Genomic DNA, 12,920 nt, shown 5'->3' on the forward strand with positions numbered 1-12,920 from the left:
TTTCAGGATTTTTTCTCTTCAACCGAACCGGCTGTTTGTGTGAATTGATTCAGATCAGCCGTGTCGCTGGAGGCGCATTATAGGGTGCTCCCGAGGAATGACAAGCGGAAAAATACAATTTTATTTCAACCGCTCACCTTTTCACCAAAACGACCGTTTTTAGCGCTTTTTAATGGCCTGAGGCAGCTCCGCAAGGCTATTAATCACCCAGTCTGCAGCATTCTCTGCTTCTGGCGTCACAGGTTTACCGGTACGTACCAGCACTTTATTACCTACACCCGCCGCTGCAGCTGCCTGCATATCTTCCAGTCTATCGCCCACCATATAAGAAGAAGCCATATCGATGTTCAGGAACTCTTGCGCTGAAAGCAGCATTCCCGGATGCGGCTTACGGCAGTCACAAGTCTGACGAAACTCTTCAACGGTTCCTTGAGGGTGGTGAGGACAGAAATAGATACCGTCCAGATCAACACCGCGATCGGCCAGAGACCAGTCCATCCACTCAGTTAATGTCTCAAACTGCGCCTCGGTAAATTTGCCACGCGCGATCCCAGACTGGTTGGTCACGACCACCAGCGCATAACCCATCTCTTTAAGTTCGCGCATGGCATCAATGACGCCTTCGATAAATTCGAATTCATCGATCTCATGTACGTAACCGTGATCGACATTAATAGTGCCGTCACGATCGAGAAAAATTGCTGGTACTGATTTTGCCACCGCTTTGCTCCTGAAAAAGGCATGTACGCTTAGTATCTCATGAATCCGGAGACAAGAAAGTGCTCATCGAACAGAGTTACATTGATTTAGACGTCTGGATGCCTTAACATCCATTTCGTTGACGGTTAACACCCGTATCAGGCAGAAGAAAATGCCACGGCAAACTCACATATGATTAAAAAAGTCTAATGATCAAACTTTCAAACATTACTAAAGTGTTCCAGCAAGGAACCCGAACGATTCAGGCGCTGAACAACGTTAGCCTGCACGTTCCGGCTGGACAGATTTATGGCGTTATTGGCGCCTCTGGCGCAGGTAAAAGTACGCTGATTCGTTGCGTCAACCTGCTTGAGCGTCCAACCGAAGGCAGCGTCCAGGTTGGCGGTCAGGAGTTGACCAAACTCTCTGAATCAGAATTAACCAAAGCACGCCGTCAGATTGGCATGATCTTCCAGCATTTTAACTTGCTGGCTTCCCGCACCGTTTTTGGAAACGTTGCGCTGCCTTTAGAACTGGATAACACGTCTAAAGATGAGATCAAACGTCGCGTTACTGAACTGCTGGACCTTGTCGGTTTGGGTGATAAGCATGATAGCTATCCCGCCAACCTGTCCGGCGGTCAAAAGCAGCGTGTCGCAATTGCCCGAGCGCTGGCAAGCAACCCAAAGGTGCTGTTATGCGATGAAGCCACCAGTGCGCTCGACCCGGCAACAACACGCTCTATCCTGGAATTACTGAAAGATATTAACCGTCGCCTGGGACTGACCATTCTTCTTATTACGCACGAGATGGATGTCGTTAAACGTATCTGCGACTGTGTCGCCGTTATCAGTAATGGTGAACTGATCGAGCAGGACACCGTCAGTGAAGTCTTCTCGCATCCGAAAACGCCGTTGGCACAGCAGTTTATTCAGTCCACGCTGCATCTGGATATTCCGGAAGATTATCTTGAACGTTTAAAAGCGCAGCCTGAAGCCAGTAGTGTGCCGATGCTGCGTATGGAATTTACCGGCCAGTCCGTCGATGCGCCGCTGCTGTCGGAAACGGCGCGTCGTTTCAATGTAAATAACAACATTATTAGCGCGCAGATGGATTATGCCGGCGGCGTGAAGTTCGGCATTATGTTGACCGAGATGCACGGCACGCAAGAAGAGACGCAAGCGGCCATTGCCTGGCTGCAAGAACACCATGTAAAAGTAGAGGTACTGGGTTATGTCTGAACCGATGATGTGGCTGCTGGTTCGCGGCGTATGGGAAACGCTGGCAATGACCTTTGTATCCGGCTTTTTCGGCTTTGTGATTGGTCTGCCGGTTGGCGTGCTGCTGTACGTTACGCGCCCGGGCCAAATTGTTGAGAACGCAAAGCTCTACCGCGCTCTTTCCGCCGTGGTGAATATCTTCCGTTCCATTCCTTTTATTATCCTGCTGGTGTGGATGATTCCCTTTACTCGCGTTATCGTCGGGACGTCTATCGGCTTACAGGCCGCTATTGTTCCGCTGACCGTTGGGGCTGCCCCCTTTATTGCCCGTATGGTGGAAAACGCCCTGCTGGAAATCCCGACCGGTTTGATTGAAGCCTCCCGCGCAATGGGCGCCACGCCGATGCAGATCGTACGCAAAGTGCTGCTGCCTGAAGCGCTGCCCGGACTGGTGAATGCCGCAACCATCACCCTGATTACCCTGGTCGGTTATTCCGCGATGGGCGGTGCCGTCGGCGCTGGCGGTCTGGGTCAGATTGGTTACCAGTACGGTTATATTGGTTATAACGCTACCGTAATGAACACCGTTCTGGTATTGCTGGTAGTACTGGTCTATCTCATTCAGTTCTCGGGCGATCGCATCGTTCGTACTGTGACGCACAAATAACGTTAAACATTATAAACACGACGAATTAAGGAAATATCATGACGTTTAAATTTAAGACCTTTGCAGCGGTAGGCGCGCTGATCGGCTCTCTGGCACTGGTGGGTTGCGGTCAGGACGAGAAAGACCCGAACCACATCAAAGTGGGCGTTATCGTAGGTGCAGAACAGCAGGTTGCTGAAACAGCAGTGAAAGTCGCTAAAGAGAAGTATGGCCTGGACGTCGAGCTGGTTACATTCAATGATTACGTACTGCCTAACGAAGCGCTGAGCAAAGGCGATATCGATGCCAACGCCTTCCAGCACAAACCGTATCTGGATCAGCAGATCAAAGATCGCGGTTATAAACTGGTTCCAGCGGGTAACACCTTCGTTTATCCGATTGCCGGTTACTCTAAGAAAATTAAATCTCTGGACGAACTGCAGGATGGCTCTCAGGTCGCGGTACCAAATGACCCAACCAACCTGGGCCGCTCTTTACTGCTGCTGCAGAAACAGGGTTTGATCAAACTGAAAGACGGTGTTGGCCTGCTGCCGACCGTTCTGGACGTGACCGAAAATCCAAAAAATCTGAAAATTGTTGAGCTGGAAGCGCCACAGCTGCCACGCTCTCTGGACGATGCACAGATCGCGCTGGCCGTTATCAATACCACCTATGCTAGCCAGATCGGCCTGACGCCGGCGAAAGACGGTATCTTCGTAGAAGATAAAGACTCCCCTTATGTGAACCTGATCGTGACTCGTGAAGACAACAAAGACGCAGAGAACGTGAAGAAGTTCGTTCAGGCTTACCAGTCTGATGAAGTTTACGAAGAGGCGAACAAAGTCTTTAACGGTGGTGCAGTTAAAGGCTGGTAATCTTCTCTTTGTGTAATATCATTCAGGACGGGCGAAAGCCCGTCTTGTCATTTATGCGGGCAACTGATTCAATAACTGACGTTTTGATTATTCATTGAGGAAAGAATATGCGTGCTTTACCGATCTGTCTCTTAGCATTGATGCTGAGCGGATGTTCTATGCTAAGCAGATCTCCTGTTGAACCTGTTCAAAGCACTGCAACCCCGCCAAAAGCGGAGCCAGCAAAACCGAAAGCGCCACGCGCTGCGCCGGTACGCATTTACACCAACGCGGAAGCTCTGATTGGCAAACCGTTCCGCGATCTGGGTGAAGTTTCAGGCGACTCCTGTCAGGCAACAAATCAGGACTCCCCACCAAACATCCCAACGGCGCGTAAGCGTATGCAGATCAACGCCTCCAAAATGAAAGCGAACGCCGTGCTGCTGCACAGCTGCGAAGTAACCAGCGGTACGCCGGGTTGTTATCGTCAGGCTGTGTGCGTAGGTTCTGCCCTTAACGTTTCGGCGAAATGAGTACATTCCAGTTCGAGCAGATAGGTGTTATCCGCTCACCCTATAAAGAGAAGTTTGCCGTACCTCGTCAGCCAGGGCTGGTGAAAAGCGGTGGCGGTGAACTTCACTTAATCGCTCCGTATAACCAGGCTGATGCTGTGCGCGGACTGGAAGCTTTTAGCCATCTCTGGGTGCTGTTTATCTTCCATCAAACGATGGAAGGCGGCTGGCGCCCAACGGTACGCCCTCCCCGGCTTGGCGGCAACGCCAGAATGGGGGTGTTTGCCACGCGTTCTACTTTCCGCCCTAACCCGGTGGGGATGTCGCTCGTCGAACTAAACGGCATTCGCTGCCAGAAGGATCAGGTCATTCTGGAGCTCGGCGGGCTGGACCTGGTGGATGGCACCCCCGTCGTCGATATCAAACCTTATCTGCCGTTTGCCGAAGCCCTGCCCGATGCCCGCGCCAGCTATGCCCAACAGGCGCCACAGGCCGATATGCCGGTTTACTTTACCGACGCGCTGGCTGCCGAACTGGTTCACCTTGAAAAACGCTACCCACGTCTGCGTGAGTTTATCGTCGATGTGCTGGCGCAGGATCCTCGCCCCGCCTATCGTAAAGAGGAAGACGCCGGGAAAGCGTATGCCGTCTGGTTGCTTGATTTTAACGTCCGCTGGCGCGTAACGGACTCAGGCTTCGAAGTGTTTGCGCTTGAGCCGCAGTAATTTTATTGTCCTCTCTTTTGGCATCTTTGCCACACTGGTAAACTAAACCACTTTTTTTGTGTCAGGCTGGCGTTTCAGCCTGTTCCAATAGTCGAAATGGAACCGTAACAACATGCGTACTAGCCAATATCTGCTCTCCACTCTGAAGGAGACACCTGCCGACGCCGAAGTGATCAGCCACCAGCTGATGCTTCGCGCCGGGATGATCCGCAAGCTGGCCTCCGGGTTATATACCTGGCTGCCGACCGGCGTGCGCGTCCTGAAAAAAGTCGAAAACATCGTGCGTGAAGAGATGAACAACGCCGGTGCAATCGAGGTGTTAATGCCTGTGGTTCAGCCCTCTGAACTGTGGCAGGAGAGTGGTCGCTGGGAACAGTACGGTCCTGAACTGCTGCGTATTGCCGATCGCGGCGATCGTCCGTTTGTTCTCGGTCCAACGCATGAAGAGGTCATTACCGATCTGATCCGCAACGAGCTGAGCTCTTACAAGCAGTTGCCGCTGAACTTCTTCCAGATCCAGACCAAGTTCCGTGACGAAGTGCGTCCACGTTTTGGCGTCATGCGCTCCCGCGAATTCCTGATGAAAGATGCTTACTCTTTCCATACCTCTCAGGAGTCTCTGCAGGAGACCTACGACAAAATGTATGAGGCTTACAGCAAAATCTTCTCCCGCATGGGTCTGGATTTCCGTGCTGTCCAGGCTGATACCGGCTCTATCGGCGGTAGCGCATCCCACGAGTTCCAGGTTCTGGCGCAGAGCGGTGAAGACGATGTAATCTTCTCTGACTCCTCTGATTACGCCGCTAACATCGAGTTTGCAGAAGCCCTGGCTCCAAAAGCGCCACGCGCCGCCGCAACCGAAGAGATGACCCTGGTTGATACCCCGAACGCAAAAACCATCGCCGAACTGGTTGAGCAATACAACCTGCCCATCGAGAAGACGGTAAAAACTCTGCTGGTCAAAGCGGTAGAAGACAGTGCCTACCCGCTGGTCGCTCTGCTGGTACGTGGCGATCACGAACTGAATGAAGTGAAGGCAGAAAAGCTGCCGCAGGTTGCCAGCCCGCTGACCTTCGCTACCGAAGCAGAAATCCGCGCGGTTGTTAACGCGGGTCCTGGCTCTCTTGGCCCGGTGAACATGCCTATCCCGGTCGTTATCGACCGTACCGTTGCCGCGATGAGCGATTTCTCTGCGGGTGCCAACATTGATGGCAAACACTACTTCGGCATCAACTGGGATCGCGACGTCGCCACGCCAGAAGTGGCAGATATCCGTAACGTGGTTGCCGGCGATCCGAGCCCGGATGGTCAAGGCACACTGATGATTAAGCGCGGCATCGAAGTGGGTCACATCTTCCAGTTGGGTAACAAGTACTCTCAGGCGATGAACGCGGCTGTGCAGGGTGAAGATGGTCGTAACCAGATCCTGACGATGGGCTGCTATGGCATCGGTGTCACCCGTGTGGTTGCCGCTGCTATTGAGCAGAATTACGATGACCGCGGTATTGTCTGGCCGGATAATATCGCGCCATTCCAGGTTGCGATTTTGCCGATGAACATGCACAAATCCTACCGTGTGCAGGAGCTGGCTGAAAAATTCTATAACGAACTGCGCGCGCAGGGCATTGAAGTGCTGATGGACGACCGTAAAGAGCGTCCGGGCGTAATGTTTGCCGATATGGAATTGATCGGTATCCCGCACACCATCGTTATTGGTGACCGTAACCTCGACAACGATGATATCGAATACAAATATCGTCGCAACGGCGAGAAGCAGATGATTAAGACCGGTGACGTTGTGGATTACCTTGTTAAAGCCATCAAAGGCTAATTAAAAAACCCCGCCGCGGCGGGGTTTTTTATCGCTGTTATTGGCTGTTGCAGTCTTTACCCTGCTCAAACCTGGCGTTGCGATCCGCCACCAGCGTTTTCACGCTCTCACCGCTATCCGGGTTCGCTTCCAGCGTGAAGTGACCGTCTACCGTCAGCAGCACCGGCTTGGTATCGCCTCCGCGTGCCGCGGCGTAATCCCGTTCCAGTTGTGCGTTATTGGCCACGCTCACCTTCTTACCGGTGGCGCAGTCCGTAAAGATCGCCGCATCCGCCATATAGAAATACATGCCGCGCATCGCCATCGGTGTCGTCGGCAGCGCCGCTTTTACTGGCTGAAGCGTATAGTTAAATTGCGATTCAATGGGGTTTCCCTCGGTATCGAGCATTTCCAGCCCTTCGCCTTTAGCCCGGAAGTAGTGCTTTTCCCCTTCATTATCGGTCAGCACCAGCTTCTCTGCGGTACGCGCCCAGTTGCCGTAACTGGCGAATGTGGCAGGTTCTTTAGCGCCCTGATAGCGCTGGTTCATTACCCAGGTACCATCTTTTTCAAGGAACAACGAGGTTTCAATGCCTTCGCAATCGGCACATGGCAACACGCCGCGCCAGCTTTGCTGCATGGGGGCCAGCGCTTCAGATTGCGTAGGCTGAAGCGTCTGCGTTTCCGAACGGTGGTTACAGCCCAGTAATACAAACAGTGTGCTTGCGGCCATCACTGAAAAAATCGCTGTTTTCACGCTACTTTCCTTCTGAAATATGTGTGTCACGCCCTACTCCTGGGGTCGACGAATTTTACCGCGCAAAGATTTAACGGTCGATTTTTGCGATTTTGCAGACAAGCGACGCTCTTTCGACGCACGCGTCGGCCGGGTGGCTCTTCGGCTTTTCTGCTCGGTCGTTAATTCCTGTATGACCGCCACCAGCCGCGAAAGTGCCGCTTCACGGTTTAACTCCTGGCTACGATACTCTTGAGCCTTTATCACGATCATGCCATCGCTGGTTAACAGATGATGGCTGGCGGCAAGTAACCGCTCCTTATAATACTCTGGCAGGCTGGAGGCCCGAATGTCAAAGCGCAGATGAATTGCCGTAGAAGCCTTGTTCACATGCTGCCCACCGGCCCCCTGAGCACGGATCGCAGTGATTTCCACCTCGCTATCCGCCAGCGAGACATTGCGCGAGATGACAATCATGAGCGCTGCTGCCACGCAGTCAGATGAATTTCAAGATTATTCTGGTTATCTGACAGCCAGATGGCACCGTCCTGAATCGTCGCCTGTAAGTTCATGGTGCGCTCTGCAAAGGCGCTAAGCTGCGCCAGTTGCTCATCGTCCAGGTACCAGACGGAGAGATTGCTGTATTGTGCACATTTACTTTTATTCTGCTGCCACCAAATCTCTGCGGCACGGCTGTTATAGGCAAATAACGCCACTTCTGCTGCCTGGGTGCAGGCTTTCTTAATCCGGCGCTCGTCTGGAAGCCCCATTTCAATCCACAAATCGATCCCCAAATGGTCATTGCGCAGCCAGGCATCCGGCTCCTCCTCTGCACTCAGGCCACGGGTGAACTGCAAACGCTCATGCGCATGTTTGATCCATGCCAGCAGGCGCAGCATCAGGCGCTCCTGAGTTTCAGAAGGGTGACGCGCCAGCGTCAGGGTGGCATCGAGAAACTGGTTACGATCAAGGTCAGCTACATTGACCATCGCTTTATAAATTGTCGCTTTAAGCGCCATGGGCGAACTCCTTTCTAATCAGGTTCGCATTGTAGCGAAATAATGGTCAAATGGCTGTTAATGGCGCTTAAAAGCTCCACCTGGCAACCTGCTGATATTGCTTAAATGAGTATGGTATAGTCACCTTGCTAAACAGAGCTAATCTTCGTAGGCTTAGTGTTATCTCACAGTAACGTCAGCGCGCTGGCAGGAGGGGATGTGAATAATTATTGTGAGCTGATCCGCAAACGGTATGCGGAAATCGCCAGCGGAGACCTGGGGTATATCCCGGATGCGTTGGGCTGTGTGTTGAAAGTTCTGAATGACATCGCGTCGGACGACACGCTTTCAGAATCGGTCAGAGAAAAGGCGGCGTATGCCGCTGCGAATTTACTGGTGAGCGATTATGTCAATGAATGAAATCTATCAACCCATCAACTGTGATGACTATGACAATCTGGAACTCGCCTGCCAGCATCATCTATTGCTGACGCTGACGCTTAAAGATGGCGAAGTTTTGAAGGCTAAAGCCAACGATCTGGTTTCGCGTAAAAACGTTGAGTACCTGGTGGTGGAAGATGGCGGCGCAACGCGCGAGCTCCGTCTCGATAAAATTGCCAGCTTCAGCCATCCAGAAATCGGCACCGTCGTGGTGAGCGAGTCCTGATGCCTCATAACGGGCAGTCCCCTGCCCGTTATCTTTCCCACTTTAGTTGTAAACCTTTTCCTACCTCTGCTTCCCCTTCGCGCGTCACGAATTGCCCGGCTGCAGCAATCAGCGTTTCGCCATAAAAGAGAAGCGGCGTCGCATCGCGAAGCCATGGCGGGACATTGAGTTCTTGCCAGATTTTTTTAATCTTCCGTCCGCCGTTGCGCCCCACGATGTGTACCGTTCCACTGGCTTTAAAACGCACCGATACCGGCTCGTCCTTGCGCGGCGGGCGAATATTGCCACAGGGGCTCAATGATACCGTTCCCCAGCCCTTCGGCAGCAACAGCGGGGCGTTCAGTTCCAGCCAGGGAATGACCTCTTGCGCCAGCGATGGCTGTGGTCGTACCCACCAGAGCGCCTGGCGAAATCGTCGAATTTCTCCACCCGCCAGTTTCAGTACCGGGCTGGCATCTTCTCTGGCCTGCACTACCTCGTCCCAGATACGATTCACCATCGCACGGGACGGCATTAGCGCGCCGTTTGCCGCCAGCCAACGCCGTATTAACGCGGCCCGGCGCACGGCGCTCATCGTCAGGAGCGGGATTATCTGCATCCCGCCCGCGTCATCTGTCACTGTTGCCAAATCGTCGGCCAGCAACTCATCAAGCAGTTGTTCCTGCTCAGCACACAGCGCCGCACTGCGCGCGGTCGCCTCGGCAAAGTGTGGCCAACGCTGCATGAGTTGCGGTACGACCCGCAAACGCAGGAAGTTACGGTCGTAAGCATCGTCCTGATTGCTTTCGTCATCTATCCAGCGCAGATCGTGCTGTTGCGCCCAGCTTAGCAACGAAGCGCGGGGCTCCCCAAGCAGCGGACGCAACTGAAAAGTATCGGCAAAACGCGCCCGTTCGGGCATGGCAGATAACCCCGCCGGGCCGCTGCCGCGTTTCAGCGCCAGCAAGAATGTTTCGCACTGATCGTCCAGATGCTGCGCAGTGACCAGCGCCTCCCCCGGCAGCAGAGCGCATTTAAAGGCAGCATAGCGCGCCTTACGCGCCTGCGCTTCGGTTCCCAGCCCTTCATCCTGCAGCGTGACACGTTCAACGCGCAAAGGAATGTTCCACGCCCGGCAGAGCACTTCGCAGTGCGTCACCCAGCTATCGGCGTGCGAACTCAGCCCGTGGTGAATATGGATGGCGCGCAGTTCGACGTCGGGCTCTTGTTCGCGCCAGAGCATCAGCCGATGCAGTAGCACCGTCGAGTCCAGCCCACCGCTGAATCCCACCAGCAATCGGCGGAACGGAAAAACGGCTTGTTCAAGGGCGGGAATGGTCATAGTCATTATCTGAATGATGGTTTGCCCGGCACGTTACCGGGCAAAGCGTGCGGAGGCAAGCGTTACTGCTGATAGAGCTCCAGCGGCAAGCCATCCGGATCGTTGAAGAAGGTAAAGCGCTTATCGGTGAAGGGATCGACACGTATGGCTTCACACTTCACCCCCTTCGCTTCCAGATGCGCGACGGCCTGGTCAATGTTATCGACACTGAAGGCCAGATGGCGCAAACCGCAGGCTTCTGGACGTGACGGGCGCGCGGGCGGGAACGGGAACGAAAACAGTTCAATCACATACTGGCCGTTTAGCGCCAGGTCACCTTTCCACGAGTCGCGCTCTTCACGATAAGCCTCGCTCTGCAGCGTGAATCCGAGCGTATCGCAGTAAAATGCCTTACTGACCGCGTAGTCAGAAGCAATGATGGCAATATGATGAACCTGTTTTAAACCCAGCATAGCGTCTCCTTGTTGTTGTGCCTGCACGTTATAACTGAAACTCCTTGCCAGGCAAGGGGTCAAGGCGTTTTTAAGACTCGTACCCTGTAGACGCCGTTTTCATCACGTTTTGCGCCGTGAATGTCGGTGTCGAAGCCGGGGTAGTGGCGTCCAATAGAACAGAGCATCAGCAGGAAATCGAGAACTGGCCGGCTCTGTTCGGTAATCATTTCGCCGGGCATCAATAGCGGTACGCCAGGCGGATAAGGCAGGATCATATTTGCCGAGATCCGGCCGATCAGATTCTCCAGCTCAACCGTTTCAACCTCACCTTTCACCTGCCGCTGCCAGGCGTGATGCGGCGTGAGTTTCATCTCCGGCAATACGTCGAACGCCTGCAACATCAGACGCGGCAGATCGTGCTGGCGGATCAGTTTGTGGATCCCCTGCGCCAGATCCTGGATACGCATATTCCGATAGAAATCCGGATCTTCGGCATACAGATCCGGCAGCATATTCTTCACCCGCAAATTAAGATCGTAAGCGCGCTTAAACTCCATCAACCCACGTAAAAGCCCCATCGCCCGGGTCTTATCGATCCCGATACTGAACAAGAACAGCAGATTGTAAGGACCGGTTTTTTCAACCACGACGCCGCGTTCATCAAGGAATTTCGCTACCAGCGCCGCCGGAATACCGGTATCGCTCATGATGCCCTGCTCATCCATGCCGGGAGTCAGGATGGTGACTTTAACCGGATCGAGGAACATATGGTCGTCGTCGGCGTCGCGGAATCCGTGCCAGTTTTCACCCGGGGCGATCGGCCAACACTCCGCTTCGTCGATCTCCTCAGGCTGCCAGATATCAAAGAACCAGCCATCTGCCTCTTCCCTCAGCCGCTGCACCTCTTTACGGAAGTGCAGCGCGCGCTCTACCGAACGGTTGATCAGCCGTTTTCCCGGGTTACCCCGTAGCATGGCGGCAGCCGTTTCGATAGAGGCCACCAGCGGATAGCTTGGTGAGGTGGTGGTATGCATCATGAAGGCTTCATTAAAGGTCTCTTCGTCATACTCACCTTTGATATGAATGAGCGATGCCTGCGAAAACGCGGCCAACATTTTGTGCGTCGACTGGGTTTCATAGAAGACTTTGCCCGGCATGCGTTCACCGCTCATACCGCTCTTACCCGCATAGATAGGGTGAAAATTGGTATAGGGTACCCAGGCTGAGTCAAAATGAATCGAGGGGACATCCAGCGTCTGTTTTACCCAGTTGGTATTGTAAAGCAGCCCATCATAAGTGGAGTTGGTGATCACCGCATGGACCGGCCAACTGGCCTGCACGACATTCGCCACTTTGCGTTCGATTGCCGCGTGGGTAAATTCCCGTCTCGGGATCCCGCCCAGGATCCCCAGCGCATTGCGGGTGGGGGTGAGCCATAACGGCACCACGTCGCTCATCATCAACAGATGCGCCAGCGATTTATGACAGTTACGGTCAATCAACAAGGTGCTGCCTGCCGGTGCGGCATACATCCCTACGATCTTGTTCGAGGTAGAGGTGCCGTTGGTCACCATATAGCTCTGCTCAGCGCCAAAGGTGCGGGCGATGTACTCCTCCGCCTCCAGGTGCGGTCCGGTATGGTCCAGTAAGGATCCCAGCTCGGTGACCGAAATCGATACGTCGGCTTTCAGTGTATTGCCGCCGAAAAAATCATAGAACAGACAGCCGACAGGGCTTTTCTGATATGCCGTTCCGGCCATGTGGCCAGGCGTACAGAAGGTGTATTTACCCTCTTTGACGTAGGTGAAAAGCGCGCGGGTAAACGGCGGGGTGATATTATCGAGGTATTCTTCGGTGTATTGCTGAATGCGTGTCGCGATGTCGTCGGCCACGCCCAGCGCGTATTCGAAAAACCACAGCGCCATACGCATATCGTGTGCGCTAACATCCATCGTCGAGTGTGTATTGATAAAAGCATACAGCGGCAGGTATTCATTGAGCTGATTGATATCACTGCACAGTTCCAGGTCGTACTCGTCCCAGTCGAAAATCACGCCGCAAATCCGCGGATTGTGCTCGATAAACTTCAGCAGGTCGGCGCTGTTTTGCGGCCAGATAAGTTGATATCCGCGTTTTTGTAACGCGTTTTCCAGCTCCTTGATGGGTTCATCTTTATAAAAGACGCCGTGCGGCCCCATGATGGCAATGATATTCATGGTCTACCTCCTTGAAAAAACATCCACTAAGGATAGCCAGGGTAGACCGCAGACATAAAAAAAGCCGCAACATTGTGCGGCT

At 53.5% G+C, this 12,920-nt stretch carries 15 protein-coding genes; 8 read left to right on the forward strand and 7 right to left on the reverse strand.

Annotated elements, in window-relative coordinates; all coding sequences use genetic code 11:
• Window positions 1–159: 159 nt before the first annotated feature.
• A complete protein-coding gene (gene gmhB, locus B3511_RS14760) occupies window positions 160–720 on the reverse strand; it encodes a D-glycero-beta-D-manno-heptose 1,7-bisphosphate 7-phosphatase (protein ID WP_286783687.1) in 561 nt (186 codons plus the stop codon).
• A 188-nt stretch (window positions 721–908) separates the two neighbouring features.
• Here gmhB and metN point away from each other — a divergent pair, with 188 nt between their 5' ends.
• The 6 genes from metN to proS all read left to right on the forward strand — a co-directional run bounded on the left by metN (window position 909) and on the right by proS (window position 6,487).
• Entirely contained in the window at window positions 909–1,940 is a 1,032-nt protein-coding gene (gene metN, locus B3511_RS14765) for a methionine ABC transporter ATP-binding protein MetN (protein WP_040077066.1), read from the forward strand.
• Window positions 1,933–2,586, forward strand: a complete 654-nt coding sequence (locus B3511_RS14770) for a methionine ABC transporter permease MetI (RefSeq protein ID WP_040077067.1) — start codon at window positions 1,933–1,935, stop codon at window positions 2,584–2,586. The genes metN and B3511_RS14770 overlap by 8 nt, the downstream gene beginning before the upstream one ends.
• Window positions 2,587–2,624: 38 nt before the next feature.
• On the forward strand, window positions 2,625–3,440 hold the full coding sequence (gene metQ / locus B3511_RS14775; RefSeq protein ID WP_040077068.1) for a methionine ABC transporter substrate-binding lipoprotein MetQ: 816 nt from the start codon (window positions 2,625–2,627) through the stop codon (window positions 3,438–3,440).
• Between the two features lie 107 nt (window positions 3,441–3,547).
• Window positions 3,548–3,952 carry an Rcs stress response system protein RcsF gene (gene rcsF, locus B3511_RS14780; protein ID WP_040077069.1) on the forward strand — a complete coding sequence of 135 codons (405 nt, stop codon included), beginning with the start codon at window positions 3,548–3,550 and terminating at the stop codon, window positions 3,950–3,952.
• Entirely contained in the window at window positions 3,949–4,656 is a 708-nt protein-coding gene (gene tsaA / locus B3511_RS14785; protein WP_207293035.1) for a tRNA (N6-threonylcarbamoyladenosine(37)-N6)-methyltransferase TrmO, read from the forward strand. Before rcsF ends, tsaA begins: the two co-directional genes overlap by 4 nt.
• A 112-nt stretch (window positions 4,657–4,768) precedes the next feature.
• Window positions 4,769–6,487 (forward strand): proline--tRNA ligase, encoded by a 1,719-nt coding sequence (proS, locus tag B3511_RS14790; protein WP_040077071.1) that lies wholly within the window; start codon window positions 4,769–4,771, stop codon window positions 6,485–6,487.
• 37 nt (window positions 6,488–6,524) lie between these two features.
• Here the strand turns inward: proS and nlpE are convergent, their stop codons facing one another.
• The 3 genes from nlpE to B3511_RS14805 are packed head-to-tail and all read right to left on the reverse strand — an operon-like array spanning window position 6,525 to window position 8,221.
• Window positions 6,525–7,223, reverse strand: a complete 699-nt coding sequence (gene nlpE / locus B3511_RS14795) for an envelope stress response activation lipoprotein NlpE (RefSeq protein ID WP_040077072.1) — start codon at window positions 7,221–7,223, stop codon at window positions 6,525–6,527.
• Window positions 7,224–7,256: 33 nt separating this feature from the next.
• A complete protein-coding gene (gene arfB / locus B3511_RS14800) occupies window positions 7,257–7,679 on the reverse strand; it encodes an alternative ribosome rescue aminoacyl-tRNA hydrolase ArfB (RefSeq protein WP_207293032.1) in 423 nt (140 codons plus the stop codon).
• The gene (locus B3511_RS14805) at window positions 7,676–8,221 is read right to left on the reverse strand and encodes a YaeQ family protein (RefSeq protein ID WP_040077074.1); all 546 of its coding nucleotides are present in this window, start codon (window positions 8,219–8,221) and stop codon (window positions 7,676–7,678) included. Before B3511_RS14805 ends, arfB begins: the two co-directional genes overlap by 4 nt.
• Window positions 8,222–8,419: 198 nt before the next feature.
• On the opposite strand from B3511_RS14805, the gene B3511_RS14810 reads away from it, so the two are divergent.
• Together B3511_RS14810 and rof are read left to right on the forward strand one after the other, a co-directional pair.
• Window positions 8,420–8,620, forward strand: a complete 201-nt coding sequence (locus B3511_RS14810; protein ID WP_040077076.1) for a YaeP family protein — start codon at window positions 8,420–8,422, stop codon at window positions 8,618–8,620.
• Complete coding sequence (gene rof / locus B3511_RS14815; RefSeq protein WP_040077077.1) at window positions 8,607–8,867, forward strand: Rho-binding antiterminator; 261 nt, start codon at window positions 8,607–8,609, stop codon at window positions 8,865–8,867. The genes B3511_RS14810 and rof overlap by 14 nt, the downstream gene beginning before the upstream one ends.
• A 28-nt stretch (window positions 8,868–8,895) precedes the next feature.
• On the opposite strand, the gene tilS is transcribed toward rof, so the two are convergent.
• From tilS to B3511_RS14830, 3 genes are read right to left on the reverse strand one after another with little or no spacing between them, the layout of a single operon-like run.
• Window positions 8,896–10,194, reverse strand: a complete 1,299-nt coding sequence (gene tilS, locus B3511_RS14820) for a tRNA lysidine(34) synthetase TilS (protein ID WP_286783688.1) — start codon at window positions 10,192–10,194, stop codon at window positions 8,896–8,898.
• Between the two features lie 56 nt (window positions 10,195–10,250).
• Window positions 10,251–10,640: a VOC family protein gene (locus B3511_RS14825; RefSeq protein ID WP_040077080.1), complete on the reverse strand. Its 390-nt coding sequence runs from the start codon at window positions 10,638–10,640 to the stop codon at window positions 10,251–10,253.
• 59 nt (window positions 10,641–10,699) lie between these two features.
• Entirely contained in the window at window positions 10,700–12,838 is a 2,139-nt protein-coding gene (locus B3511_RS14830; protein WP_040077081.1) for a lysine decarboxylase LdcC, read from the reverse strand.
• Between the last annotated feature and the right edge of the window lie 82 nt (window positions 12,839–12,920).

The sequence above is a fragment of the Leclercia sp. UBA1284 genome (genome assembly GCF_002308415.1).
In the GTDB taxonomy this organism is placed as follows: Bacteria; Pseudomonadota; Gammaproteobacteria; order Enterobacterales; family Enterobacteriaceae; genus Enterobacter; species Enterobacter pneumoniae.

What these genes read in the sequence shown, in the direction of transcription:
- metN (WP_040077066.1), top strand. Translation starts at nt 909, where the DNA reads ATGATCAAACTTTCAAACATTACTAAAGTGTTCCAGCAAGGAACCCGA.
- B3511_RS14770 (WP_040077067.1), top strand. Translation starts at nt 1,933, where the DNA reads ATGTCTGAACCGATGATGTGGCTGCTGGTTCGCGGCGTATGGGAAACG.
- metQ (WP_040077068.1), top strand. Translation starts at nt 2,625, where the DNA reads ATGACGTTTAAATTTAAGACCTTTGCAGCGGTAGGCGCGCTGATCGGC.
- rcsF (WP_040077069.1), top strand. Translation starts at nt 3,548, where the DNA reads ATGCGTGCTTTACCGATCTGTCTCTTAGCATTGATGCTGAGCGGATGT.
- tsaA (WP_207293035.1), top strand. Translation starts at nt 3,949, where the DNA reads ATGAGTACATTCCAGTTCGAGCAGATAGGTGTTATCCGCTCACCCTAT.
- proS (WP_040077071.1), top strand. Translation starts at nt 4,769, where the DNA reads ATGCGTACTAGCCAATATCTGCTCTCCACTCTGAAGGAGACACCTGCC.
- arfB (WP_207293032.1), bottom strand. Translation starts at nt 7,679, where the DNA reads ATGATTGTCATCTCGCGCAATGTCTCGCTGGCGGATAGCGAGGTGGAA.
- B3511_RS14805 (WP_040077074.1), bottom strand. Translation starts at nt 8,221, where the DNA reads ATGGCGCTTAAAGCGACAATTTATAAAGCGATGGTCAATGTAGCTGAC.
- rof (WP_040077077.1), top strand. Translation starts at nt 8,607, where the DNA reads ATGTCAATGAATGAAATCTATCAACCCATCAACTGTGATGACTATGAC.
- tilS (WP_286783688.1), bottom strand. Translation starts at nt 10,194, where the DNA reads ATGACTATGACCATTCCCGCCCTTGAACAAGCCGTTTTTCCGTTCCGC.
- B3511_RS14825 (WP_040077080.1), bottom strand. Translation starts at nt 10,640, where the DNA reads ATGCTGGGTTTAAAACAGGTTCATCATATTGCCATCATTGCTTCTGAC.
- B3511_RS14830 (WP_040077081.1), bottom strand. Translation starts at nt 12,838, where the DNA reads ATGAATATCATTGCCATCATGGGGCCGCACGGCGTCTTTTATAAAGAT.